The following is a 23,819-nucleotide window of genomic DNA, read 5'->3' as shown; positions in this document are numbered from 1 at the left end:
ATGGTGAAGAAAAAAATGGATAGATTTAAAGTGCTCCTCTTGGATTACCTGGAGGATTTTTTGATTTTTATGGGATTACTTTTAATTATGTTGGCTACTTTCCTGCTTAACAGCATAGCGGGGATATATGCCACAGGAATAATCCTATTTTTGTTAGGGGTTTACTTTATAAGGTTCCCCATAAAGAAAGGTAGGTGAATTAGTTGGGGTTATTTAGAAGTTTGTATGAGACAAGGGGTATGAACGGTTATAGCAATGAGGAGTTTATGAGGCTATTAGGGATCAATAATTTGTCCGTTGATAGAGATAAATTAGGCGAGATTACATATTTTACCTGTGTCAAAATTTTATCTGAATCTGTAGCCAAGCTGCCACTCAAGTTATATAAAGAGAAGAAGCAAGGAACGGAAAAAGCAGTAAATCATTACCTTTATTCTTTGCTAAAACTAAGACCAAATCCCTATGTATCGTCTTGGAATTTTTGGAGTAATGTTGAGTTTCGCAGGAATCATTATGGAAATTGTTTTGTTTACATAGATACAGCTAAGATTGGCAGAGGTTCGGGCAAAGTTAAAGGATTACATATCTTAGATAACAATAATGTACACATTTGGGTAGATGATGCTGGATTAATCGGCAATGAAAATGCAGTTTGGTACATTTATACAGACAGTAAAGGCAAAGAGTACAAATTAAGTCATGATCAAGTTTTGCATTTCCGTACAGCTGTAAGTCTGGATGGGATCACAGGACTTGCGATTCAAGATATTTTAAAAACATCGATAGAGAACTCTCAGAGTGGTCAAAAGTTTATAAACAACTATTTTAAGAATGGTTTAATGGCTGGTGGGATTTTACAGTATTCCGGCGAAATTGACGAGAAAGCCATAAGAAAGATGCAAAGTAAATTCCAAAATTTAGCGAGCGGCCTGGAAAACGCCGGAAAAATCTTGCCCGTACCTTTACCTTTCTCATTTCAAACTATCAGCAATAAACTAGTTGATAGCCAGTTTTTAGAGTTGTCGCAGTATTCAGCTAAACAAATTGCAGCCGCCTTTGGAATAAAAAACAATCAGTTAAACGAACAAGTGAAATACCAGAATATGGAGCTTCAGCAAAAGGAGTTTTATATTGATACGCTTCTACCGATTTTGACGCTGTACGAGGAAGAGTTATCGTATAAATTACTGACTAATCGAGAACGAAACGAAGGAATGTTCTTTAAATTCAATGTCGATTCTATCTTGAGGGGTACATTTAAAGAAAGAATGGAAGGTTATGCTACTGCAATTAATAATGGTATTATGAAGCCGTCAGAGGCAAGGGATAAAGAAGATTTACCATTTGATGGAGATAGTGATAAGTTGATTGTCAACGGAAATTTTATACCTTTGTCTATGGTGGGACAGCAATATACCAATGTTCCCTTGGAGGGAGGTGAAAATATTGAATAAAGAAAAGGAAATAAGAACTATTATTAAAGATATGGAAATCCGTAAAAAGGAAGATGGGACAAGGTCCATAGCGGGCTATGTTGTAAAATGGAACACCAGAAGTGAATTGATTTGGGGTGAGTTTTATGAGAAGGTTGCTAAGGGTGCTTTTGCCAAAAGCCTTGAAGAGAATACCATTAAAGCATTATGGAATCATAGGACTGATTTTGTTTTAGGAAGTACTAAGAATGCTACTTTAAGGCTGAATGAAGATGATATAGGCTTAATCTTTGAGCTGGATTTGCCTAATAATAGTTGGGGTAATGATGCTTTTGAATCAATCTCTAGAGGTGATGTAGACGGAGTAAGTTTTGGATTTTTTACCCGAAATGATAAATGGGAATATCTAAAAGATGAGGATGTTTATGAAAGAACTCTGCTAGATGTGGATTTAAAAGAAATATCTCCTACTCCCTGGCCAGCAAATCCATCCAGCGAGGTTTACAAGAGAAGCCTTGATATGTTACCTAATACCAGAGAACAGAGACACATAGAGCAACAAAATATTTTGCTCAAACGAAAATTACAGTTAGAATTGGAACTTATCTAAAAGATAGGTTCTTTTTTATATTCAAATAAGAAAGGATGAATTTTAAAAATGAGAAAAATTGATGAATTACGCCAGGAGTTAAACGCCAAAAAGGAAGAGGCAAGAGGACTCTTGAAGAGCGATAAGGTAAATGAGGCTGAAGCAAAAATGACAGAGATTAGGGCTTTGGAAAAAAAGATTGGATTACAAGCGGAATTGGACGAACAAGAAGAAAGAGAATTAGATGAAAAGCGAAAGGATGATATAAAAATGGAAAAGAGAACTGTAGATCAAGAAATGGAATATAGAGCAATTGGGAAATATCTTTTGGGGAAGGAGATGAGTACCGAAGAAAGAGCAAGTGTTAGTGTCAATGTAGAAAATTCTAATGCAATCTTACCGCAGGGTTTTGTTAATCAGGTGCAAGTATTAATTGATGGGTTCCCCTCATTGAAAAGGTATTGCCATGTAATTCCCGTAAGCAATCAGAGTGGGAAAATGCCAATTAGTTTAGGTTCAACTAAAAAGCTGGTTAAACTTGCAACGAATACCCAAATTGTTCAGGATATGATCACCACTACACCTATAAATTATTCGGTGGAGGATTATGGTAAGATTATTCCTGTTGAGAATAGTGTATTGCAAGATACAACGGTTGACTTTTTTAACTCTTTAATCGCTCCTGATTTTGCTGAGTGTGCAGTGAACAGCGAAAATGAGGCCATTATTAAAATCGTAGAAGATAATGCGGTGGATTTCGCTGCCACAGATTATAAAGGAATTGCTAAATGTTTGAACACTAAGGTAAAGCCATCTTTGTTAAAGAAAACCATTATTTTAACAAGTCAAAGCGGCTATGATTATTTAGATGGTCTAGAGGATGCCAAAAATAGACCGTTATTAAGCGAATCTCTATCTGTTGAAGGTGGCAAAACCTTTAAAGGTCGGGAAATTGTTGTTTTAGACGATACAGAGCTTGTAGCAGATTCAGATAAAAAGGTGTTTTATGTTGTTAATCTGTACGCCTTGGTTAAATTCTTTGACCGTAAGCAGTACGAAATTAATGTAAGTCGTGAAGCGGGGTTTGTTTACAATCAAACTCTTACTCGTGTTATTGAGCGATTTGATGCAGTAGCTGGTGACAGCCGAGCAGCATTTAAAATCGAGTTTTAAGGGAGGGAGGGAATACCCCTCCTTTTTGATAGGAAGTGAACAGCATGATTTTAGATTTGGTTACAGTAAAAGACTTTTTAAAGGTTGAGCAGGATTTTCATGATGAAGATAATATTATCCAATTATTGATTAACGCTAGTGAAAGTTATCTTTACAATGCCACAGGTATTCAGTTTGATGATAATTACCCTACGGCGAGGCTATTCTGCTTGATCCTTGTTGCTGATTGGTACGATAATCGGCAGATGGTCGGTAAAATATCGGAAAAGGTGAGATATACAGTTGAATCTATGATCACTCAGCTCAAATATTGCTATGGCGGTGATGCACCATGAACGCTGGAGATTTAAGGAAAAGGATAACCTTTCAGGTTTTATCCGATAAAACAACAAATGAGAATGGTTTCCCTTTACCAGAGGATGAAAGGTATCAGGATCATTTAAAAGTTTGGGCAGCTGTATATCCATTAAGGGGAAATGAATTCTGGAGTGCAAAAACTACCTATAACCAAAACACGGTTAAATTTATTTGCCGCTATACTGCTGGAATCAATGCTGATATGCGGATCAAATATGGTGACAGGATATTTAACATTATCGGCGTTATTGATGTGGATGATCGTCATAAGTGGCTACAGATTATGGCTGTGGAGGTGGTTTAAATGGGAACAATTGAGATTGATGGTTTTGAGGAGCTTGAACAGGCTTTACAGGAGATGACGATTACTGAAGCGGACGAAAAAAGAGCCATGAAGAAAGCTCTTGAACCGATTTATGAAGAAGTTATGAGAAATGCTCCTGAGAGTAAAGGAAACCTCAAACGACAAATTAAAACATCGGTTAAGAGGGAGGACTTTAGTACAGTCGGAAAAGTTCGTCTAGGAGTCTGGTACTCCAAATTTAACGAGTTCGGGACAAGTCAATCCAAGAAAAATGTAGGATTTTTTGAACGCTCTGTAAACAGCACAAAAGATCAAGCAATCAAGATTTTAACAGAAGAACTATTAAAATAGGATGAGAATTATGGCAACAAATATCAAACAGTTATTGAATCAGGTGTTATCCAGCCCTGAGATCATCAATCTTCTGCCGGATAAAAGGGTTTACTTTCTTCATGCAGAGGCTCCTAAAGCTCCATATGTGGAATACGAGATTATTAATGAGAATGGTCAGGAGTGGGCTGAAAATAAGGAGATAGCAACAAATTATTATGTCCAGGTGGATATTTTTTCGATGGGTGATTATACAGCAATTGAAAATGCAGTCAAAGAAAAGATGATCAGCCATGGATTTAAACGATCTATGGCTGCTGATCTATATGAGTCGGATACTAAGCTGTATCACAAGGCAATGCGTTTTTTGATTACATTATAAAAATTAATAAGAAAGAGGATGGTAATAGATGGCGATTGTAGGACTGGAAAAATTATACTATGCTAAATTAACTGAGGACAAGATAGCAGGGGCAACCTATGAAACACCTATTTATCTTGAGGGAGTAAAAGAAATTAGTATTGCTCCTAAAGTATCAACAGTTAAAGCTTATGCTGAGAACAGGGCATGGGCGCAAGTTACCTCTTTTGACGATGTTGAGGTGTCTATAGATCTCATCGATCTAACCAATGCTCAACGTGCTGATTTGCTGGGAAGTGATTTAGCAGTAGAAGGTGGGGTCATCTCTAAGGTTAATGATACAGCACCTTATATAGCCTTGCTTTATGTTGCGAATACCTCTGATGGCGGTAAACAGTATGGTGTACTATATAAAGGCAAGATGGAGTTACCAGAGGATTCCGCTAAGGGACAGGAAGGCACAGTGAACTTTCAAAGTTTTTCCATGAAAGCAAGTTTTATGCCTTTGCGTTACAATGGAATGTGGAAGTATCAAGTCAGCGACAAAGATCCGGACTGTCCTGTAGACATTGAAACTAAGTTTTTCGAAGAGGTTATTATCCCTACAGAAAAAGTAGAGACTACTGAGGGGTAAAAAATAAATAGAGTTTTTCAAGGGAGTGCCCAATATTAGGCACCCCCTTTTCATTTTGAAAGTATGGAATATTATAGGAGGATGAAAAACATGAGTAAGATTAATGTTGCGGTAAATGAATTTAAGATTGGACTGGATAGCATTGAATACACCTTTAGATTGGACTTTAGAGCCTTGTTGAAATTTACAAAACGCTATAAAGATGCCTTGGTAATTTTCAACGAATTTTTGACTGGTAAAGATATCTATGGATGTATCGTTAAGATCTTAAGTTGTTCTTGCCTGGAGAAGGAATTTACGGAGGATGAGTTAGTAGAGCAATTAAGCTTTGACTTTAAAACCATGAAACTGATGGATGAGATTACTTTTGCATTGATTGATGGGGTTTTGTCTGAAGATAAAGGTGATAAAAAAAGTAAAAGCGGTAAGGAAAATAAAACCTCAAAAAACTAGAAAACCAGTCAGGATCTAAGGAATTATTAGATTTTGACTGGTTTTATTATATTTCTACGGTATTGCTTCAGATGACAGAAGAAGAATTTTGGAGAAGCACTCCTAGAAAGGTAGGGGCACTTTGGGAAATACACGCTAAGGTCCATGGATTTGATATTGGTGAAGAAAAAGCGGCCAAAGAAGAACGATTGTTTATAGATCAGATTCTATTTTGATAGGAAAGGAGGTAATATATGGCAGATGATTTAGAAAAACGAATAACAGCCAAGATGGTCTTAGACTCAACAGGTTTTAATTCCGGTATCCAAGGTGTAAATCAGCAATTAAAACTTGCCCAATCAGAGTTTAAAGCGAGTTCTGAGCAATTGGGAGTCTTTGGGACAAATAGTGAGAGATTGAAAGCAACTACTGAAGGTCTGAGCAGACAGATCGATCTGCAAAGGCAAAAGGTAGATATTTATCAATCCAGTATTCAGAAGACCACTGAGAAGCTGCAGAACAATATTAAAGCCAGGGATGATCTGAAAAAGAAGCTTGAGGAAGCGACAGCCAAATATAATGATGCGATCAAGCTTTATGGTAAAGAATCAGAAGAAGCTAATAAGGCTAAAGAGTCTGTTGATAAATTAACCGAAGAATATAAGCAAAAAGAAAAGCAAATAGAAAATAATGCTAAGACCATCAACAATTACACTATCAAGATGAACCAAGCTGAAGAAGGCTTAGCTAAAATGCAGGGAGAACTTAAAAAAACCAATGATGAGTTAGCTAAGAGTGAAAATAAATGGCTCAACGCTGGGAAAGCCTTAGAGGAAACGTCACAGAAGCTAAAAACAACAGGTGAAACAATAGGATCTGCTGGGGGAGTTATACTTAAGGCTACGGCACCTTTAGTTGGATTAGGAGCGGCATCATTGAAGTTTGGGATAGATTTCCAGTCTGCGTTCGCCGGAGTCAAGAAAACTGTGGATGCGACAGAAGAACAATTAGCTGGATTAAGTCAAGGTATCCGAGACCTATCTAAGCACATGCCACAAACTGCTAGTGAAATTGCAGGAGTGGCAGAAGCAGCAGGGCAATTAGGGATTAAAACAGAGAGTATCCTTGGGTTTACAAAAACAATGGTTATGCTTGGGGATGCAACTAACCTTACCTCTCAACAGGCAGCTACTGATTTAGCAAGGTTAGCTAATATTACCCAAATGCCTCAAACTGAATTTGATAGGTTGGGTTCAAGCATTGTAGCACTTGGTAACTCAATGGCTACTACGGAATCCGAAATTGTTTCTATGTCCTTAAGATTAGCTGCTCAAGGCAAACAAGTAGGCATGTCGGAAGCGGAAATAGCTGCATTAGCTGGGACTATGTCCAGTTTGGGAATTGAAGCTGAAGCTGGTGGTACAGCCATGACCACAACTCTCAAAAAGATTCAGACAGCCGTTGCCGAAGGTGGAGATGATCTTAAAGCCTTTGCAGATGTTGCTAGGATGTCCAGTCAAGATTTTGCTGATTTATTTAATGAAAATGCGATTTCTGCATTAGATGTTTTTGTCAAAGGCTTAGCTAATTCAAGCACTGAAGGCAAAAACTTAACAACAATCTTATCTGATTTAGGTATTACTGGTATACGTGAATCAGATACTTTGTTACGTATGGCGGGAGCATCGGAATTATTGTCCTCTGCGGTAGAAACATCTACTCAAGCGTGGAAAGATAATGTTGCATTGAGTAATGAGGCAGAGCAAAGATACGCCACCACTGAAAGTAAACTCCTAATGCTCAAAAATCAGTTTATTGATGTAGGAATTAAATTGGGTGATGTTTTAATTCCTTACGTTGAAGCAGCAGCCTTAAAGGTCGGAGAATTTGCTGATTGGCTAGGTCAGCTTGATGAAAAGACCTTAAATACTGCGGTACAGGTTGTAGGCTTAACAGTTGCCTTTGGGGGCATCCTCAAAGTTGGGGGAGGGGCTATTAGTACCATAGGGAGTATTGCCGGGGGTTTAGGCAAATTAAGTACAGCTTTAGGAACGGCAAAACTTGCTACTGCTGGAGTTAGTACGGCTGCAAGTGTAGCTGGTGGGGCTGGTGGTTTAGGGGCTTTAACAGCTGGATTAGGGACTGCAGCAGTTGCAGTGGCTCCCTTTGTGTTAGCTGCTGGTGGTATTGCTGCAGTGGGCTATGGTATAAATAAGGCTATGTCTCAAGAGGCAATTCCGGCAGTAGATTTATTCGCCGATCATGTTGAGATGACAGCTGAGCAAGTTGAATTAGCAAGCCAAACTATGGGAGCCGTAGTAGAGACCACTACTACAAAAATCACTGAGGGAACTAAACAAGCCGTAGGAGCTTATCTGGAGTTGGATAATCGGGCCACTGAAACCTTGTCCAATCTGTATATCAACAGTACAGCTATAACCTCTCAAATAGCTGATGATATGGTAGGTCAATATAATTCGATGACATCTCAGATCGAAGTTGGGATGGATAAGCATTATCAACAACTTACAGATGATATGCAAACCTTTTTCAGTAACTCCCGCACTTTAAGTGATGCTGAAGAGAAAGAAGTTCTTGCAAAATTAGAAAGTGATAATAACGCTAAGAAGACCGAGATAAATAATTACACCAAGCAAATTCAAGAAATTCTTGCTAGAGCCAGTGCGGAAAAGAGGGCTTTAACCTTAGAGGAACAGCAAGAAATCAATGAGATCCAAAATAAGATGAAAGTCAATGCAGTTAAGTCTCTGTCAGATAGTGAAGTGGAATCAAAAGTTATCCTGGAACGGTTGAAAGACTACAGCACAAGAATCACTGCTGAGCAAGCATCTGAAGTTATAAAAAATGCTGAAAAGCAGAGAAGAGAATCTGTTGATAATGCCGAAAAGCAATATCAAGAAACCGTTAAGAATATTATCAGGATGAGGGATGAGACAGGGGTAATCAGTGCCGATCAAGCGGACAGGCTTATTAAAGATGCAACAAGGCAAAAAAATGAGAGCATTGTCAAAGCCCAAGAATTAAAAGACGGTGTGGTTGAAAAGATTCGAACCATGAATAGAGATATCTTAAACGATATTAATATCACAGATGGTTCTATCAAAAGCGGCTGGAATAAGTTAAAGGATTGGTTCAGCAATAATCCAATTACTAGATGGGTTAGGACACAAACGTCAAGTGAGGACAAACTTGACATTGGACAGAATTTTGCAGGTACTAACTCTTGGCGTGGTGGATTGACTACGTTACATGAAAAGGGCTGGGAAATTTATGACCTCCCGAAGGGTACAAGAGTTTACCCACATGAAGCCAGCGTAGAGTTGATTAATAAGATGGCTCAGAATCTTACTAATCAGAGTGGTGTAGGGGCATCTGCTGGTAATATCACAATTAATCTTAATGTTGCAGGTAATCTTGATAAGGATATATTACCAAAGGTTGAAAGAGCCTTAGAAAGTTCATCTCAATTGGTGGTAAAAGAACTTAATAAAATGGGGATTAGGATAAATAGATAGGAGCAGAGTAGGGGGTACCGTAAGACGTTGTGAATAAACGTAGTAAGGTATCCCCCTTTTTTTGCAATTTTTATTGATACGTCATTTGGACGATGCCTGATAAATTACTAATAGTTTGTAGGCATAGAAGTTGACGATGCCCAAAGAATAGCATAAACTTATCTTAAGTAAATCAACAAATATTTATTTTTATACCAACAAACAAATGAATAAAAAGGTGTTAAGCAAAAACTCATGCCATCGAATTAGCATGGGAACGGGGACATACAGAGACTCTAAAACGTATTTTTGGCTATTCCATGAATATAGAACGGCAAAAACCAACAAATTCAGAATTTGTTGCCCTTCTTGCTGATAAGCTGAGAGTTATGAGCAAGGTGAGTTAGAATTAGTAATCAAAATTGCGCTAATGTTAACACAATGTTTTTGCCCGCAAACACTCCTATTCAATTGAATGGGGGTGTTTTTTTATGCCTAATTCTTCACGGCTCCTCAAAACTTATATTTGTAATAGGATAGTTTCAACTGGTTAGCAATTGCTGCTATTCCAAAACCCGCGGTCTTTAATGAATTACCGACTACTAGTAGTTTTGTTCCTCTAGTCAATACGGGGGAGGTCTCTTCGTTTGAGGTTGACTTTAGTTCTTCTAAGCGAATAATCGCTACATGGGTGAAGAGTATACTTGCTAGGAAGAAAAGCCAACTCGCTGCTGTGATAGACAGGGCAGAGTCAACTTCCTTCGTTTTAGCCTTTAATCCTTTTTCTGTGAGAAGTGATTCTTCCCCTTGGTAGTTCGATATGAAGGCCAATATCGTACCTAAAAGAAAGAGAAAATCTCCCGTTCTTTCTTCATAGATTAGGATCAAATCTAGATTTTCATTCGCCACAGCTATCACTTCCTATACTTATAATTATTCATTAGGATATGCTGTGGACTCTGGTGAAGATACCTTTCGCCAGAACAGTTTATTCTTAATTTCATAAAACGAAAATATTAACATGATCAAAGTAATAAAAAAATTATAAAAGACAATAATTGTAAAAAATGATTTGGCGCCATTCCCTCATTTTTAGGGGAATGCCGACTGTCACGCAAAGGTACAAGCTTGTTCTGGCCGTCGATACGATAGGCTTCGAGAGTTTTTTTTCAATGTGTATCTGCTTTAAGGAGAAGCTTCGAGAGGGTTTTTTACGTTTCTATTCTAATTGACAAAATTAACTCTGATTGTTAAAATTGACTCGCGTCTGTGTTAAAATAAAATAAAAGTCGGAGCAAGTGTTGTAATTAAAAATACTTTGTAAATGGGGAAAGGTTTATGAAAAGAGCGAGGGAGTATTAGGGAATGATAAAATACGTTATTAAGCGAATTATTCTGGCAGTGATGACGATCTTTATGGTTGCGACCATAACTTTTTTTCTAATGAACATGGTGCCTGGTGGCCCATTTGTTGCAGAAAAGTCTATTAGTGCACAAGCCCAGGCCGCACTTAATGAGAAATTCGGGTTGGATAAACCACTCATTGTGCAATACAAAAATTATATGCTAAGTGCTGCTCAGGGCGACTTTGGCTTGAGCTTAAAACAACGTGGCCGCACTGTCAGCGATATTATTATCAGCAAGTTTCCGGTATCAGCCAAGCTGGGCGGTATCGCAGTGCTTGCAGCTCTATCGATTGGGATTCCACTGGGAAGCATTGCTGCGCTTAACCGCGGTAAATGGCTCGACGACGTGATCATCGTCATCGCTACCTGCGGCATTGCGTTTCCCAGTTTTGTTATCTGTACCGTAGGCATGTATGTGTTCGGCGTCTACTTAGGGGTATTGCCGACGATGGGCCTCACGACACCGGCCCATTATGTCCTTCCGGTATTTGCCCTTTCCTTCTATCCGACAGCCTATATTACACGACTGATGCGCTCGTCTATGCTTGATGTGATTGGTCAGGACTATATGCGAACAGCTCGTGCCAAAGGTCTTTCCCAGATGAAGAGTCTTTTCAAGCATGCTCTGCGCAACGCGATCCTGCCTGTAATCACTTATGTGGGCCCTATGCTGGCTTTCACCCTGACCGGCAGTTTCATCGTGGAGAAAATCTTTGTCATTCCCGGCTTAGGCGGTCAGTTCGTCAGTTCTATTGTCAACCGCGATTATACGGTTATCATGGGTACGACGATTTTCCTGGCGACACTTGTTATCACCATTAATGCGCTGATAGATATCCTCTATAAATTTATTGACCCGCGCATTCAACTAAAATAAGGAGGGCAGAAAATGACTGAAAAAAATCCGCTTAGCTTACAATTAAAGGTCGAAGATTTTCTGCCTGCAACCGACGCAGAAAAGCAAAGCCTCACTCAGATGCGCCCCGGCGTCAGCTTTTGGAAGGATGCTATGCGCCGACTAAGGAAAAACAAGGTAGCCATGGTAAGCCTTACGGTCATTCTGGTTGTTATGTTTTTTTCTTTTATTGTCCCCAGTTTTTATCCTTATAAATATGAGCAGCAGATTAAGGGTTCCGAGTACCTCAAACCCATGACCTACTCCACCCAAGAACAATTGCGTATTGATGCTGGAGAAAAGGTGTTTCCGCATATTCTGGGAACGGACAACTTGGGCCGCGACTATGCAGTCCGCGTAATGGTAGGCAGCCGTATCTCCTTAATGGTTGGCTTAATCGCTTCCGCAATCATACTGATCATTGGTTCAACCTACGGTGCTGTGTCCGGTTTTTTTGGCGGCTGGGTAGATCTCGCCATGATGCGTATTGTAGATATTATATACACGGTACCGGATATTCTCTTGATCGTACTGATTTCTTTTGCAATTAGAGATCCCTTGAACATCCTGGCCGCAAAGCCCGGTTTCGGGTGGATTCAGACGGTGGGTCCCAATCTCATTAGTATTTTTCTGGTGTTTGCCCTGTTATATTGGGTGGGCATGGCGCGGATTGTCCGCAGCCAGGTGCTTGCCCTTAAGCAGAATGAGTATGTGACCGCGGCCAGAGCCCTGGGTGCCGGTACCGGCCGCATTATCCGTAAACATCTTCTGACCAACTGTATTGGGACGTTGATTGTTACCACTACACTGCAGATTCCTTCTTCTATTTTCACGGAGAGTTTTCTGAGCTTCCTCGGTTTGGGGGTTGCTGTTCCTTTGCCTTCTTTGGGTTCTCTGGCTAGTGATGCCCTCAACGGTCTGAATAGTTATCCTTATTTGCTGATGGCGCCGGCCTTGCTGATCAGCCTCATCATTCTTAGTTTCAACCTATTAGGTGATGGTTTGCGGGATGCATTCGACCCTAAGATGAAGAGTTAAGGAAGGAGAAAGATAATGAATGAGTATTTAGTTGATATACGCAACGAGAGGCTCTCCTTCTTTACCCCTGCAGGTGAGGTGAAGGCACTCAATGATGTGTCTCTGCATGTTCGTGAAGGCGAAGTATTGGGTATTGTAGGGGAGAGTGGTTCCGGAAAATCTGTGACTTCATACAGTCTTATGGGCTTAACGGCTCATCCAGGCCGTCTGATCGGCGGCGATCTCTATTTTAATGGGCACCACATCAATAAGATGACGGAACGGGAGATGCGTGAGATCAGAGGGAACGAGGTTTCCATCATCTTTCAGGACCCCATGACCAGCCTTAACCCGGTCTATACTGTCGGTAACCAGATCCGGGAGGTCATTCTTCTGCATACCAACAAAAGCAGGAAGGAAGCCAACGAGCGCGCCCGGGAACTTTTGCAGTTGGTGGGTATTAATGAGCCTGAAAAGCGCTTAAAACAATACCCTCATGAGTTGTCCGGCGGTATGCGCCAGCGGGTGATGATTGCTATTGCTTTGGCCTGCGAGCCCAAGCTGTTGATTGCTGATGAGCCGACGACCGCTTTGGACGTGACGATTCAGGCTCAGATCATAGAACTCATGATGAATCTGAAGGAAAAATTGGGGATGTCCATTATTCTGATCACCCACGATTTAGGTGTTGTGGCCGGTATGTGCGACCGCATTGCCGTGATGTATGCCGGCAAGGTGATAGAATCCGGCACTACGGATGAAATTTTCTATCAACCATCTCATGAATATACCAAAGGCTTGCTCCAGAGCGTGCCCAATATAAACGACCGAGATCATAAGCAGTTGGTGCCGATTGAAGGTTTGCCGGTGGACATGCTCAATCCTCCGGCGGGGTGTCCTTTTGCTCCCCGCTGTCGTTCATGCATGAAAATCTGTCTGAGTAGTATGCCGGCCTATACCCGACTTAGTGAGGAACATTACAGTGCATGTTGGCTCCTAGATAAAGCAAAATTTGAAGGCCAGTCGGAGGTTCAACATGATTGAAAACAATAAATTGCTGGAAATACAGCACTTGCAACAGTATTTTCCGGTTAAGAGCGAAAAGCTGTTTGAGAAAAAAGTTGTCAAAGCTGTGGACGATGTGTCCTTCCATATCAATAAGGGTGAGACCTTGGGCCTCGTGGGCGAGTCCGGCTGTGGCAAGACGACGACAGGACGAACTTTGCTGCGGCTTCATGAACCCACTGGGGGAAAAATTTTCTATGAGGGAAAAGATATCACCCATGTGAATATGCTGCCTTACCGGCGGAAGATGCAGATCGTCTTTCAAGACCCCTACGCAAGTCTTAATCCTCGCATGACGGTAGGGGACATTGTGGGTGAGGCCATCGACATTCACCGTTTGGCAGCCAATGCCCAGGAACGTAGGGAGCGCATTGTAGAACTTTTAAGTCTGGTTGGCCTTAATACAGAGCATGCCAACCGCTATCCTCATGAATTCTCCGGCGGCCAGCGTCAAAGGGTGGGTATCGCCCGTGCCTTGGCTGTGAATCCCGAGTTTATTGTCTGTGACGAACCTATTTCTGCACTTGATGTATCCATTCAGGCTCAGGTCGTCAATATGTTTGAGGAACTTCAGCAGCGTATGGGGCTCACTTATCTGTTTATTTCCCACAATTTAAGTGTGGTGAAGCATATATCCAACCGCATCGGTGTTATGTACCTGGGCAGATTGGTGGAGCTGGCTGACAGCTATGAGCTGACATTTCACAGTGTGCATCCTTATACCCGTAGTCTGATTTCAGCCATCCCTATTGCCGACCCGAAGATTTCCCGCAGCACCCAACGTATAGTGCTTGAGGGCGATGTGCCCAGCCCCGTCAATCCTCCCTCCGGTTGCCGTTTTCGTACCCGGTGCGTTTACGCCGATGAACGCTGTGCCGCAGAGGAGCCGGAGTGGAGAGAGATCTCTGCCGGCCACTTCGCCGCCTGCCATCATCTGGATCGGGTTCAATGATCCCGTCCTCAAAATTATTTGCCGTGCAAAAACGCGGTGAATGATAAATAGTCAAAAGAAAAAAGGAGGAAAAGAATGTGAAAAAAAAGAGTACCTTACTGTTGGTCATCACCATGATCCTATCCCTAACTCTTACCGCTTGCGGTAAACCGTCCACTCCTGCGCAATCTGGCGGGGACAAACCCAAACAGCTTGTTGCACAGATTGGCCCTAATCCCGAGACCATTGATCCTGCTCTGAACAGTGCCGTGGATGGCGGTAACATGCTCCTGTTTGCCTTTGATTGTCTGCTCAATGTGGACAAAGACAACAAGATCATCCCTGGTGCCGCAGAGGATTGGAAGACCAGTGAAGATGGCCTGACCTGGACCTTCTATCTCCGTGAAGGACTGAAGTGGTCTGATGGATCACCTCTAACTGCCAAGGACTTTGTGTACAGCTGGAAACGGGTCGCAGATCCTGCTACCGCTGCTCCCTACGGTGAAACCGTACTGGGTATGGTAAAGGGATTTAAGGAAGCCGCTGCCGGCAATCCCGATGCGCTGGCTGTTTCAGCACCTGATGACAAAACTTTCGTAGTTGAGCTCTCCAATCCTTGCGCATACTTCGATAAGCTGGCCGCTTTCGCGACATTGAGCCCTGTACAACAGGCTACCATTGAAGCCCACGGCGATGCCTGGGCTACCAAACCGGAAAGCTATATCGGCAACGGTCCCTTCCAAATCTCTGAATGGGTGCCCAGCTCCTATATCCTCTTCACCAAAAATCCTAATTACCGCGATCCGGATTCCATCAAGCTGGATTCCATCAAACTGCTCCTGATCGAAGATTCCAATGCTTCTTACGCTGCTTATAAGACCGGCGAAGCCATGATGATCAAGGATGTGCCGACTGCGGAGATTCCTTCTCTTCAAGGCAAGGATGACTTCTATATTGAACCTCTTCTCGGCACCTATTATCTTGACTTAAACAACACCTTGTCCCAGTTTTCAGACCCCCGCGTCCGCATGGCGCTGAGCTTGGCCATCGACCGCAAATATGTGGCTGAAACCCTGATGCAAGGAACCTATACCCCTGCCTCCAATTTCATCGGCACAGGCGTAGCCGACTGGGATGGCAGCAGCTTCATGGACAATGCCAACGGCGGCAAGCCCTATATTGATGTCAATGATTTTGAGGGTAATCTGGCCAAAGCCAAGGAACTTATGGCTGCGGCAGGCTATCCCGATGGTAAAGGTTTCCCGGCCATCACTTATTCCACTAACGATTCTGCTTATCACAAAGTGGTAGCACAATATCTCCAGCAAGCCTGGAAAGAAATAGGCGTCACAACAAATGTTGAGATCGTCGAGTGGGCCAGCTTCACTCCCCAGCGCCGTGCCGGTGATTATCAAACCAGCCGTGACGGATGGCTGTTTGACTACAATGATGCTTCCAATATGCTGGATCTGATGTACAGCACCAATGGCAACAACAATGCTAAGTATAAGAGCGCTGAATATGATGCGCTGATGAATAAAGCTGCTGCAGAAGTCGATCCTAAGACACGTTCCGGTTACTTGCATCAGGCGGAAGATCTCATGATGGCTGATGCTGCTGTCGTACCGGTCGCTTATTACAACGAGTTCTATCTGCAAAGCCCCAAAATTACAGGCTCCTGGCACTCTCCCTATGGCTACTGGTACTTCCAGTACGCTGACATTGTGGAGTAAAGAATTCTGACTTAAATCATATTTCCTAGAGCAGGGGCCGCCGACTTTCGGCGGCCTCTCGGTTAAAGAGTTCCCTTTGAATCGAGTGTTTAATGTACGGATCGATGAGGACCAGCTCCTCCCCGATCTGACGATATGGAGGATGTATCAGGAATATGGGCAAACTCATTATTATCGAAGGTGGGGATGGGAGCGGCAAGGCGACCCAGACCCGGAAGCTCTGGCAACGTCTTACAGACGAAGGCTTACAAGTAAAGAAAGTAGAGTTCCCCAATTATTCTAGCCCATCCTCTTCTCTGGTCACCATGTACTTGGGAGGGGAGTTTGGTACGGACCCTAATGCGGTGAATCCCTATGCGGCATCTACATTCTATGCTGTGGACCGCTATGCGTCTTACAAAACCCTCTGGGGCGATTTTTACAGCCGGGGTGGGGTAATTCTCTCAGATCGATATACTACTTCGAATATGATCCACCAAGCTGTTAAAATCAAAGATTCAGATGGCTGGGAAAGCTATATTGACTGGCTGAAAGAGTTCGAATATCACTTAATGGGTTTGCCTGAACCGGACATGGTTATTTATCTCAATATGCCTCCTGACCTGAGTATTCATTTTATTGCCAATCGTAAAGACAAGTCCTCTGTTACTCATCAGGACATCCATGAGAAAAACAGGAATTATCTTAATGAATCCTATGAAAATGCCCAAAAAATTCGAATACGAGAAAATTGGATAACTATAAATTGTGTGACTGAAGGAAGATTAAAAACTATTGACGAAATACACGAAGAAATCTATGAAGTAGCCAAAACAATATTATCTGATTGATTCAATTTTTTATGAACATAAAGCAAATAATCGAGATTATAAAAGAGTATTAGTAAATTTGAATGCATATTCGTAATTTACACGAGCTTTTTTAATAAAAAAATTTGTATATTTAAACTTTCAAGTCATGGCTTGACAAATCCAAGTACTTTTAGTAAAGTTATATAGCGGTTGTTTTCGAGCGCTCGTAGCTCAGGGGATAGAGTGACGGTTTCCGAGGCCGGAGGTCGCAGGTTCAAATCCTGCCGGGCGCACCATATGATACAACGACGTCGCAAGGAATTGCGGCGTTTTTTCATTGCACAACCTATTAGCGGGAGTATAATCAAAGGGGATTCTTCCCACTATAAGATGATTATCATAGTATAGAATCATCAATGTTCCCGGTACATAACATAGATTAGGCCTTAGCAATCGAAATGATGAAAATAATCTTTCATGATGGGTGGGGTTTTTATGAGCTGGAGAGAGGATTATCTTCGGGTGTCGTGGGTACATTTTCAAAGAATTGTGGCAATCATTATAGGAGCTTTTATCGTAGCTGCCAGCATCAACTCTATGATCATCCCCAATATGATAGCGGACGGAGGAGTTACGGGGATCGCGATTATTATTTATTATTTATTCGATTTACCCGTCAGTAAAGTCGTTATCCTCTTAAACATACCTTTGTTTCTTATAGGATGGAAAATGGTTGGACGCGTTTTTTTGGTCTATAGCATCGCCGGCGTAGCTGCGTTTTCCTTAGCTTTAGAAATGACTACGACAATCCCTAACCCTACCGGCGATCCCTTGTTGGCTTGTATCTTTGCCGGTGTCGTCAGTGGTATTGGGATGGGCATTATCTTCCGCAGCCGCGGCTCTTTAGGAGGAACAGATATTCTGGCTGTATTTTTCAGCCGCACCACGTCCTTTAGCGTAGGACAAGTTCTCATGGTCATTGACGCTTTGATCTTTATAGCTGCCGCTATTTTTCTTGGCCCGGAAAGAGCCATGTATGCCATGATCTATATGTTTATAGCAACCAAAGTTATCGACATGGTGCAAGAGGGGCTAAACCCCTCTAAAAGTGTCCTTGTCGTCACTGGGGACCCTCACGGGATTGCTCAAGATGTTATGGAAAAGCTGGATCGTGGAGTAACACTTTTTCAAGCGAAAGGAGCTTACTCGAAAGAAAATAAAGAAGTGGTGTACTGTGTCATTAGTCGGACGGAAATGTCTCAAATGAAGGAGATTATCCGTACCCGGGATCCTAAGGCCTTCCTGTCAATTTCTGATGTTCCGGAAGTGGTTGGGGAGGGCTTTTCCACATGGAAAGGACATTAAGTATCTCAAAGTAAATAGACTTTAAGGTTGTGAGTGAGGAAATGTCGAGAAGAAAGAGAGTACCTAAACGGAATAGAAGAAATAAGCAAGCATTGCCAATCCTCATATCAGGAATACTTATTTTAATCTTACTTTTTGCAGGTTTGCCCTATTTTCAACATATTAGTGCTTACCGAAGTGCAGTAGACCGTTATGATTTTACCGCTCTTTCTCAGGAATTAGCCTGGATAGAAGAAAATGGGGTTTGGTTAAAACGAATCCCCTTTATTGAAAAAGGGGAGCTGTGGCTAAGGCTCAATCAAGGTGAGTATGAGGAAATGGAGTTGGAGCTAGTACAATACGGTGATGATGGTCATCGTTTCTGGCTGTTTCAGCTTTATTTATTAAGAGATCGGCCCGAAGAGGCTGAGAAGGTCATTGCTACCCTTCAAAATCCTGCTCTGCAGAAGCTGGCCCAGGGAATGTTGTGGGCTAATGGAGAAGACAATGAAAAGGCAGTGAGTACTCTATTAACCATTAGTGATAGGGATCTAAGCTCAGAGGACCAAGTGCTGAAAAATATTGCTTTATCCAGAAGTTATCTGACTTTGGGAAAACTAGAACAGGCCCAGAAATCGTGGCAAATAGCCGCAGAGATATCCTCAACACATCCTTTGGTGTTGGGAACAGAGTATGACCTAGCCCTTTTCACAGGTCAATGGGGGAGAGCAAAGGAATTAAGCAGTCAAAGCGCACCAGCACATGCGGCCTCATACGGAGAGCAGGTGTTAGTGAAAAAAGCACTTCTTGCCCTTGTGATAGGAGATCGAGAGAGCTATGAGAATACCCTTAAGGCACTGGAGACAAAAGACAAAGGGAAAGCCTGTGTCCAGTATCTAGCGGGGATTAAAATGTATGAACGCGGGGAATTTGCTCAAGCAGCTGAGAATTTAAATGGAGCAATCCAAATGGGACTACCAGATTTTATAGAAAAGGATGCCGCACAGGCCTTGACACAAGCCCAAGAGCGTGTTGAAGCTGAAGGCGCGTTGCAAGCCATAACAGGCAAAAGGTGAACCAGCTAAGCCATCCTAGGCGGTTTAAGAGGCCTCTCTTTGCTCAAGTGGAGGTAGATTACTTTCCGGTGGCCAGGTTTTTGCTGCACTTTTTAGCAATTGCCCTACAGGAACTAATTGATAATTTTTGGCTATCAGTTGATCTATTACCACTGGAAGGGCCTTGATGGTGTCGGGAGCAGAGTCTGAGGCATGAAAGAGGATGATATCTCCTGGTCCAGCGCCATGCCCATTAGGAAGACCATTCAGTACATTACGGATAACTGCTTCCGGTCCGGGGCGTTTCCAATCCAGGGAATCCACACTCCATTGAATGACTTGATAGCCGAGCCTTTGAGAAACACTGATGAGTTTATTATCATAAGCTCCATTAGGTGGCCTTAGTAAGGAAATTTTTTGTCCGGTGATGTGTTGAAGGACTTCGTGGGCAGTCATAATTTCACGTTCAATTTCTCCCGGACTTAACGTGTTTAAATCCACATGTCGATTTCCATGGGAAGCAATTTCATGACCGTCAGCCACCATGCGTTTTACTAAGTCTTCATGTTTGGAAGCCCAAGGACTGGATAAGAAGAAGGTAGCCTTAACTCCTTTTTCTTTCAAAATATCCAGAATCGGTTCCGGAGTTTTTTCTCCCCAGCTGATATCGAATGTCAGACCAATTTCATTGGTGGTAACCTCCGCTGAGTAGACGGGCTTTAGCTTATTAGAAAAGACAGAAATAACATTTTCACGATAAGCAAGAACCACAAATAAGAGAATAGCCCAGAGCATAGCATTACGTAAAGCCGGTCTTTTAAATACAATAAATTTCATGAATATCCCTCCCTTCTCAAAAGATATTCAAAGCCTGGGCAGAACATGTAAATAGAGGCTGTACTAATTCGTAGAATAAAAAAAGCACCATCAGGTGCTTTTAATGTTTTAAAGTATGGATAGTTCTTAACGACTAAATCGCGTTCCCAAGATGAATTTTAAGAGATCATAACCGAACAAGAGCTTAAGAAAGAAATGAAGGACAAGTATACTTGTAACAAAATAGACGGCAATACGAATGACCACAAAAGCAATAGAGAAAAACCATGTAAAAACATGACTCAAGAGTATCGCAGAAAAATAAAGGGCAACAATTAAAAGGATAATTTTCAAAGCAATAACCCAATTGGAAGACGGAGCAGGACGATAAGCGTTCATAACAACACCTCCTACAGCATCAGATTAACATATTTCGACCACACTGTCTAGATTGCTGAACAATTCGCCTATAGGCTTGTTTTCGCGCCAAAAAGCACTTCTCCGCATATGATGACTATGATACGGAGGGGATGCTGATGAACGATAACAGCTTGGAATTTTGGCGAACCCTAATGGAAAAAGGCACGGCCTATTTGGGCCAAACAGACTATATAAAGGCGGAAGACTATTTTAAGAGAGCGGTGAGGATTGCCCATCATCTCGATGTACCTTTAGTGAAAGCTTTTTCCCTACGTTTACTGTCAACGGTTCAGGTAAAGCAAGGAAAGACGGAAGGTGCGGAGAAGGGGTTCCGGGAAGCGCTACAAATCTGCGAAGAAGTCAATAATTATAAAGGGATGTCCGAAGCTTTAGCCGGTTTGGCCAGTGTCGCTGTGGAAAAAGATAATTACGAAAACGCAATAGTTCACTATCGTCGGGCTATAGAAGTGTATCCCGTTGAGTCTCCCCCGCTTCGTTTAGCTATGCTATACAGTGATTTAGGTCAGGCTTATTCGGCGTCGGAATACTGGCAAGAAGCTCAGAAAACCTATATGAAAGCGATGAGTTTGTGCCACAGGTTCAATTATCCCAAAGGGGAAGGGGAATTAAGCGTCCTCATTGGTGAAGTTCATTATAGATTGGATGATAAAGAACAAGCCATACTGTGCATACAACATTCCTGTAAGGTCTTTGCCGGTATCAGAGAAGAACTATCTCTTATCAATAGTCTGCAATACTATGCTTTTATGATGTTCGAACTTCAAAGACTTGAAGAAGCGTTAACAGCCCTGCAAAGGGCGGTCGCCTTGCAGATGAGAAACAATTTGTGGGAGGAAGTCAGTGAATCGGTCTATTTTTTGGCGAAAATTCTTCAAGGATTAGGATACTTGGATGAGACTCAATATTACCTTGAGGTATCGATAAAATGTTGTTCTGATCGAGAGAACAGTTTAGCCCTACGTTTACAAAGCTTAGGGAAACTCATGGTCAGGAAAGAAGAGTACGGTCAAGCTAAAAAGTACTTTTTGGAATCTGCCTCTATTTTTGAGCTCTTGGGAGATGATCTCCGCTTAGGTGAGTGTTATGAATATTTGGCATTTCTTCTCGACGCCTTGGGAGAAGAGGAAGAAAGTGAATACTATCGGAAGGAATCCAAACGCATGATTGTCGGCTATCATGCTCATTCCTTGAATGCAGTGCAGCGATTAGCCGAATATTATGAGCGTAGAAGGCAATATTTGGATGCATTGCAGTGCTATTGGCAATCCATAGAGATTGCTCGAGACATTGGGTATGAGACTGTGGACCTGGAACGAGCGGTACAAAGAGTTTCCCGAAAGGTCCGCCAGAAGAAACATTGATAAATTGTGCCGGAATACTAGGAAAACTTCCATTTTTCGGTTAGAATATGGATATAGCCAAGAGAAGGATATGTGAGGGATTGCAGTGAGATTAGATGACATGCTCCTTTTAGAAAGCTTGGAAGATATCCATCATATGATAGAACAGTCGCTGAAGAAAATTTCTAAGATTCGTTCGGTCCATGTCCATCATTTCGAAGAATGGGCTGAGGAAGTTCGAAACCATCGGAGGATATTCGAAGAAATTTCTATGCCGGCTCGATTAATCATCGAGCATTTAATGCATTGCCGCCATAAATCGGGGCAAGTGTCATTGGAAACAGGTCAAATATCTTCGGCTTTTTCAAGCATCGGCAGTATCAAAGTTGAACCATTCGGGATAATTAAAATAAAATGTGGAGAACTTGAGACCTCGTGGAGAGACAGTAACTACAGCTATTATTTTTATCCCGACAAAGTAGAACTTCGGGCTATAGATGAAAAATCGGCGATAAAGATACTCTTTACTTATGCTTTTACTCAGCAGATCGTCGAGAAGTTTCCGGAACTTATTCGCTGCCCCAATGTGGCGTATATTCACCCTCAGTTAGAACAATGGTCAAGGCAGGTGTAAACAGTTATGGCTAATCTGGAAAAAGGTTTAATTCAGATTTATACCGGGAATAATAAAGGGAAAACGACCGCCGCCTTAGGCTTAGCCCTGAGAGCTGTCGGACATGGATATCACGTTTTTATACTTCAATTTATGAAGGGTCGACAAGATTATGGAGAACTGCAAGGCCTCAAACGCCTAGAGCCGGAATGTCGGATTGAGCAGTATGGATCACCGGGATGGGTCCTTAAAGGGCAGGCTAAGGAAACCGATCGTCGCGAGGCTCACGAAGGTTTGGAGCGAGCCCGTGAGATCATCATGTCAGGCGAATGGGACATAGTCATACTCGATGAAATCATCAATGCGCTCTGGTTTGAACTGATTCCGGAAGAGAAGGTCATGGAGCTTTTGGCACAAAAACCCGAGCATGTAGAAGTTATCATGACAGGCCGCAATGCTTCACCCCAATTGATTGAAAAAGCTCATCTTGTAACAGAGATGGTGGAGATTAAACATCCTTATGAACTGGGTATCCAAGCTCGAAAAGGGATAGAGTATTAGTCCGGCTGGCTTTCCCCTTTTGATGCTCTATTTTGGACAAAACACACGGAAAGGGAGTATCGCTGACTAAAAAGTAGTTTTGCGACACTCCCTTTTAGTTAGCTCAAGAGAATACCAAGGCTTAGAACAATGGTAAATAATTAGAAAGGATAAACTATTTTAAAATTTGCGAAAATTCCCTGCAATTATTACTAGCTTTTAAAAAAAAAGTATGCTAGAATAAGAGCAAGAAATTACTTTCACATAAAACGGAGGTGTAAGTCAAATGTATGTAGCAAGATATGAATCCACAAAGACGGGCATCCCGGATCGCTTACCAAAGTTTAAACGTGGCGACCGCGTGTTAACCTATAATTCGAAAATGGGAACCGTAGTACGTCTGGAAAAAGATGAATACGGCGAATATTTCGTGGTTCAACTGGATGTCTTAACCGGAGAATATGCTTATGACGCTAAGGATCTAACAAGATTACAATAGCATGATAAAGTCTCTTGTAATTAAAAGGTTTATGATAACGCTTGTGAAGCTGAAAAGCTGCAGGCGTTTTTTATTTTATAGTTCAGCAGCGCCTTCATGGTATTTGCCGAGCTTTGGATTTATTATGGCTTCGCTAAGTATTCACAAAGTGAAAAGAAAACAAATGTCTCTTCTTTTTGATCGAGGCATATATTTAGATTAAGCC

General features: G+C 41.9%; 26 protein-coding genes, 1 tRNA gene and 1 pseudogene. 25 read left to right on the top strand and 3 right to left on the bottom strand.

Annotated elements, in window-relative coordinates:
* From DESPCE1_RS0112245 to DESPCE1_RS22605, 12 genes and pseudogenes are all read left to right on the top strand, one after another.
* A complete protein-coding gene (locus tag DESPCE1_RS0112245; protein ID WP_019850635.1) occupies positions 1-198 on the top strand; it encodes a hypothetical protein in 198 nt (65 codons plus the stop codon).
* A gap of 41 nt (positions 199-239) precedes the next feature.
* Positions 240-1,454, top strand: coding sequence for a phage portal protein (locus DESPCE1_RS0112240; protein ID WP_019850634.1), 1,215 nt, complete (start codon positions 240-242; stop codon positions 1,452-1,454).
* Positions 1,447-2,043: an HK97 family phage prohead protease gene (locus DESPCE1_RS0112235; RefSeq protein ID WP_019850633.1), complete on the top strand. Its 597-nt coding sequence runs from the start codon at positions 1,447-1,449 to the stop codon at positions 2,041-2,043. Before DESPCE1_RS0112240 ends, DESPCE1_RS0112235 begins: the two co-directional genes overlap by 8 nt.
* 48 nt (positions 2,044-2,091) lie before the next feature.
* The gene (locus tag DESPCE1_RS0112230) at positions 2,092-3,195 is read left to right on the top strand and encodes a phage major capsid protein (protein ID WP_019850632.1); all 1,104 of its coding nucleotides are present in this window, start codon (positions 2,092-2,094) and stop codon (positions 3,193-3,195) included.
* Positions 3,196-3,239: 44 nt separating this feature from the next.
* Positions 3,240-3,530 carry a head-tail connector protein gene (locus tag DESPCE1_RS0112225; RefSeq protein ID WP_019850631.1) on the top strand — a complete coding sequence of 97 codons (291 nt, stop codon included), beginning with the start codon at positions 3,240-3,242 and terminating at the stop codon, positions 3,528-3,530.
* Positions 3,527-3,856: a phage head closure protein gene (locus tag DESPCE1_RS0112220; RefSeq protein ID WP_019850630.1), complete on the top strand. Its 330-nt coding sequence runs from the start codon at positions 3,527-3,529 to the stop codon at positions 3,854-3,856. Before DESPCE1_RS0112225 ends, DESPCE1_RS0112220 begins: the two co-directional genes overlap by 4 nt.
* Positions 3,857-4,207: an HK97-gp10 family putative phage morphogenesis protein gene (locus DESPCE1_RS0112215; protein WP_019850629.1), complete on the top strand. Its 351-nt coding sequence runs from the start codon at positions 3,857-3,859 to the stop codon at positions 4,205-4,207.
* Positions 4,208-4,217: 10 nt separating this feature from the next.
* The gene (locus DESPCE1_RS0112210; protein ID WP_019850628.1) at positions 4,218-4,568 is read left to right on the top strand and encodes a hypothetical protein; all 351 of its coding nucleotides are present in this window, start codon (positions 4,218-4,220) and stop codon (positions 4,566-4,568) included.
* 28 nt (positions 4,569-4,596) lie between these two features.
* Positions 4,597-5,181, top strand: coding sequence for a major tail protein (locus tag DESPCE1_RS0112205; protein ID WP_019850627.1), 585 nt, complete (start codon positions 4,597-4,599; stop codon positions 5,179-5,181).
* A gap of 90 nt (positions 5,182-5,271) precedes the next feature.
* On the top strand, positions 5,272-5,634 hold the full coding sequence (locus DESPCE1_RS0112200) for a hypothetical protein (protein ID WP_019850626.1): 363 nt from the start codon (positions 5,272-5,274) through the stop codon (positions 5,632-5,634).
* A 233-nt stretch (positions 5,635-5,867) separates the two neighbouring features.
* Positions 5,868-9,149, top strand: coding sequence for a phage tail tape measure protein (locus DESPCE1_RS0112190; RefSeq protein WP_019850624.1), 3,282 nt, complete (start codon positions 5,868-5,870; stop codon positions 9,147-9,149).
* A 233-nt stretch (positions 9,150-9,382) separates the two neighbouring features.
* A pseudogene (locus tag DESPCE1_RS22605) lies at positions 9,383-9,535 on the top strand (sporulation initiation factor Spo0A C-terminal domain-containing protein); the annotation flags it as partial.
* A gap of 106 nt (positions 9,536-9,641) precedes the next feature.
* Here the strand turns inward: DESPCE1_RS22605 and DESPCE1_RS0112185 are convergent.
* Complete coding sequence (locus DESPCE1_RS0112185; protein ID WP_014794303.1) at positions 9,642-10,037, bottom strand: hypothetical protein; 396 nt, start codon at positions 10,035-10,037, stop codon at positions 9,642-9,644.
* Positions 10,038-10,493: 456 nt separating this feature from the next.
* On the opposite strand from DESPCE1_RS0112185, the gene DESPCE1_RS0112180 reads away from it, so the two are divergent.
* From DESPCE1_RS0112180 to DESPCE1_RS0112140, 9 genes are all read left to right on the top strand, one after another.
* Complete coding sequence (locus DESPCE1_RS0112180; RefSeq protein ID WP_019850623.1) at positions 10,494-11,411, top strand: ABC transporter permease; 918 nt, start codon at positions 10,494-10,496, stop codon at positions 11,409-11,411.
* 12 nt (positions 11,412-11,423) lie between these two features.
* Positions 11,424-12,467 (top strand): ABC transporter permease, encoded by a 1,044-nt coding sequence (locus DESPCE1_RS0112175; RefSeq protein ID WP_014794301.1) that lies wholly within the window; start codon positions 11,424-11,426, stop codon positions 12,465-12,467.
* A 15-nt stretch (positions 12,468-12,482) separates the two neighbouring features.
* Positions 12,483-13,490 carry an ABC transporter ATP-binding protein gene (locus DESPCE1_RS0112170; protein ID WP_014794300.1) on the top strand — a complete coding sequence of 336 codons (1,008 nt, stop codon included), beginning with the start codon at positions 12,483-12,485 and terminating at the stop codon, positions 13,488-13,490.
* Positions 13,483-14,463 carry an ABC transporter ATP-binding protein gene (locus DESPCE1_RS0112165; protein WP_014794299.1) on the top strand — a complete coding sequence of 327 codons (981 nt, stop codon included), beginning with the start codon at positions 13,483-13,485 and terminating at the stop codon, positions 14,461-14,463. The genes DESPCE1_RS0112170 and DESPCE1_RS0112165 overlap by 8 nt, the downstream gene beginning before the upstream one ends.
* Positions 14,464-14,540: 77 nt before the next feature.
* Entirely contained in the window at positions 14,541-16,175 is a 1,635-nt protein-coding gene (locus DESPCE1_RS0112160; protein WP_014794298.1) for a peptide ABC transporter substrate-binding protein, read from the top strand.
* 155 nt (positions 16,176-16,330) lie between these two features.
* Positions 16,331-17,005: a deoxynucleoside kinase gene (locus DESPCE1_RS0112155; protein ID WP_014794297.1), complete on the top strand. Its 675-nt coding sequence runs from the start codon at positions 16,331-16,333 to the stop codon at positions 17,003-17,005.
* A gap of 181 nt (positions 17,006-17,186) precedes the next feature.
* Positions 17,187-17,262 (top strand) — tRNA-Arg (locus DESPCE1_RS0112150).
* A 199-nt stretch (positions 17,263-17,461) separates the two neighbouring features.
* A complete protein-coding gene (locus tag DESPCE1_RS0112145; RefSeq protein WP_019850622.1) occupies positions 17,462-18,331 on the top strand; it encodes a YitT family protein in 870 nt (289 codons plus the stop codon).
* 41 nt (positions 18,332-18,372) lie between these two features.
* Positions 18,373-19,386 carry a lipopolysaccharide assembly protein LapB gene (locus DESPCE1_RS0112140; RefSeq protein ID WP_028305551.1) on the top strand — a complete coding sequence of 338 codons (1,014 nt, stop codon included), beginning with the start codon at positions 18,373-18,375 and terminating at the stop codon, positions 19,384-19,386.
* 24 nt (positions 19,387-19,410) lie between these two features.
* Here DESPCE1_RS0112140 and DESPCE1_RS0112135 read toward each other — a convergent pair whose 3' ends face one another.
* Together DESPCE1_RS0112135 and DESPCE1_RS0112130 are read right to left on the bottom strand one after the other, a co-directional pair.
* Positions 19,411-20,202 (bottom strand): polysaccharide deacetylase family protein, encoded by a 792-nt coding sequence (locus DESPCE1_RS0112135; RefSeq protein ID WP_019850620.1) that lies wholly within the window; start codon positions 20,200-20,202, stop codon positions 19,411-19,413.
* 126 nt (positions 20,203-20,328) lie between these two features.
* Positions 20,329-20,580 (bottom strand): hypothetical protein, encoded by a 252-nt coding sequence (locus DESPCE1_RS0112130; RefSeq protein ID WP_014794293.1) that lies wholly within the window; start codon positions 20,578-20,580, stop codon positions 20,329-20,331.
* 131 nt (positions 20,581-20,711) lie between these two features.
* On the opposite strand from DESPCE1_RS0112130, the gene DESPCE1_RS0112125 reads away from it, so the two are divergent.
* From DESPCE1_RS0112125 to DESPCE1_RS0112110, 4 genes are all read left to right on the top strand, one after another.
* Complete coding sequence (locus DESPCE1_RS0112125; protein WP_172637615.1) at positions 20,712-21,983, top strand: DUF2225 domain-containing protein; 1,272 nt, start codon at positions 20,712-20,714, stop codon at positions 21,981-21,983.
* Between the two features lie 85 nt (positions 21,984-22,068).
* On the top strand, positions 22,069-22,596 hold the full coding sequence (locus DESPCE1_RS0112120) for a hypothetical protein (protein ID WP_014794291.1): 528 nt from the start codon (positions 22,069-22,071) through the stop codon (positions 22,594-22,596).
* Between the two features lie 6 nt (positions 22,597-22,602).
* A complete protein-coding gene (cobO, locus tag DESPCE1_RS0112115; protein WP_019850619.1) occupies positions 22,603-23,136 on the top strand; it encodes a cob(I)yrinic acid a,c-diamide adenosyltransferase in 534 nt (177 codons plus the stop codon).
* A 265-nt stretch (positions 23,137-23,401) separates the two neighbouring features.
* Complete coding sequence (locus DESPCE1_RS0112110) at positions 23,402-23,614, top strand: hypothetical protein (protein ID WP_014794289.1); 213 nt, start codon at positions 23,402-23,404, stop codon at positions 23,612-23,614.
* Positions 23,615-23,819: the final 205 nt, after the last annotated feature.

Source organism: Desulfitobacterium sp. PCE1 (assembly GCF_000384015.1).
Lineage (GTDB): Bacteria > Bacillota > Desulfitobacteriia > Desulfitobacteriales > Desulfitobacteriaceae > Desulfitobacterium > Desulfitobacterium dehalogenans.
The sequence above is the reverse complement of the archived record's forward strand: the minus strand, read 5'-3'. Positions and strand labels throughout refer to the sequence as shown.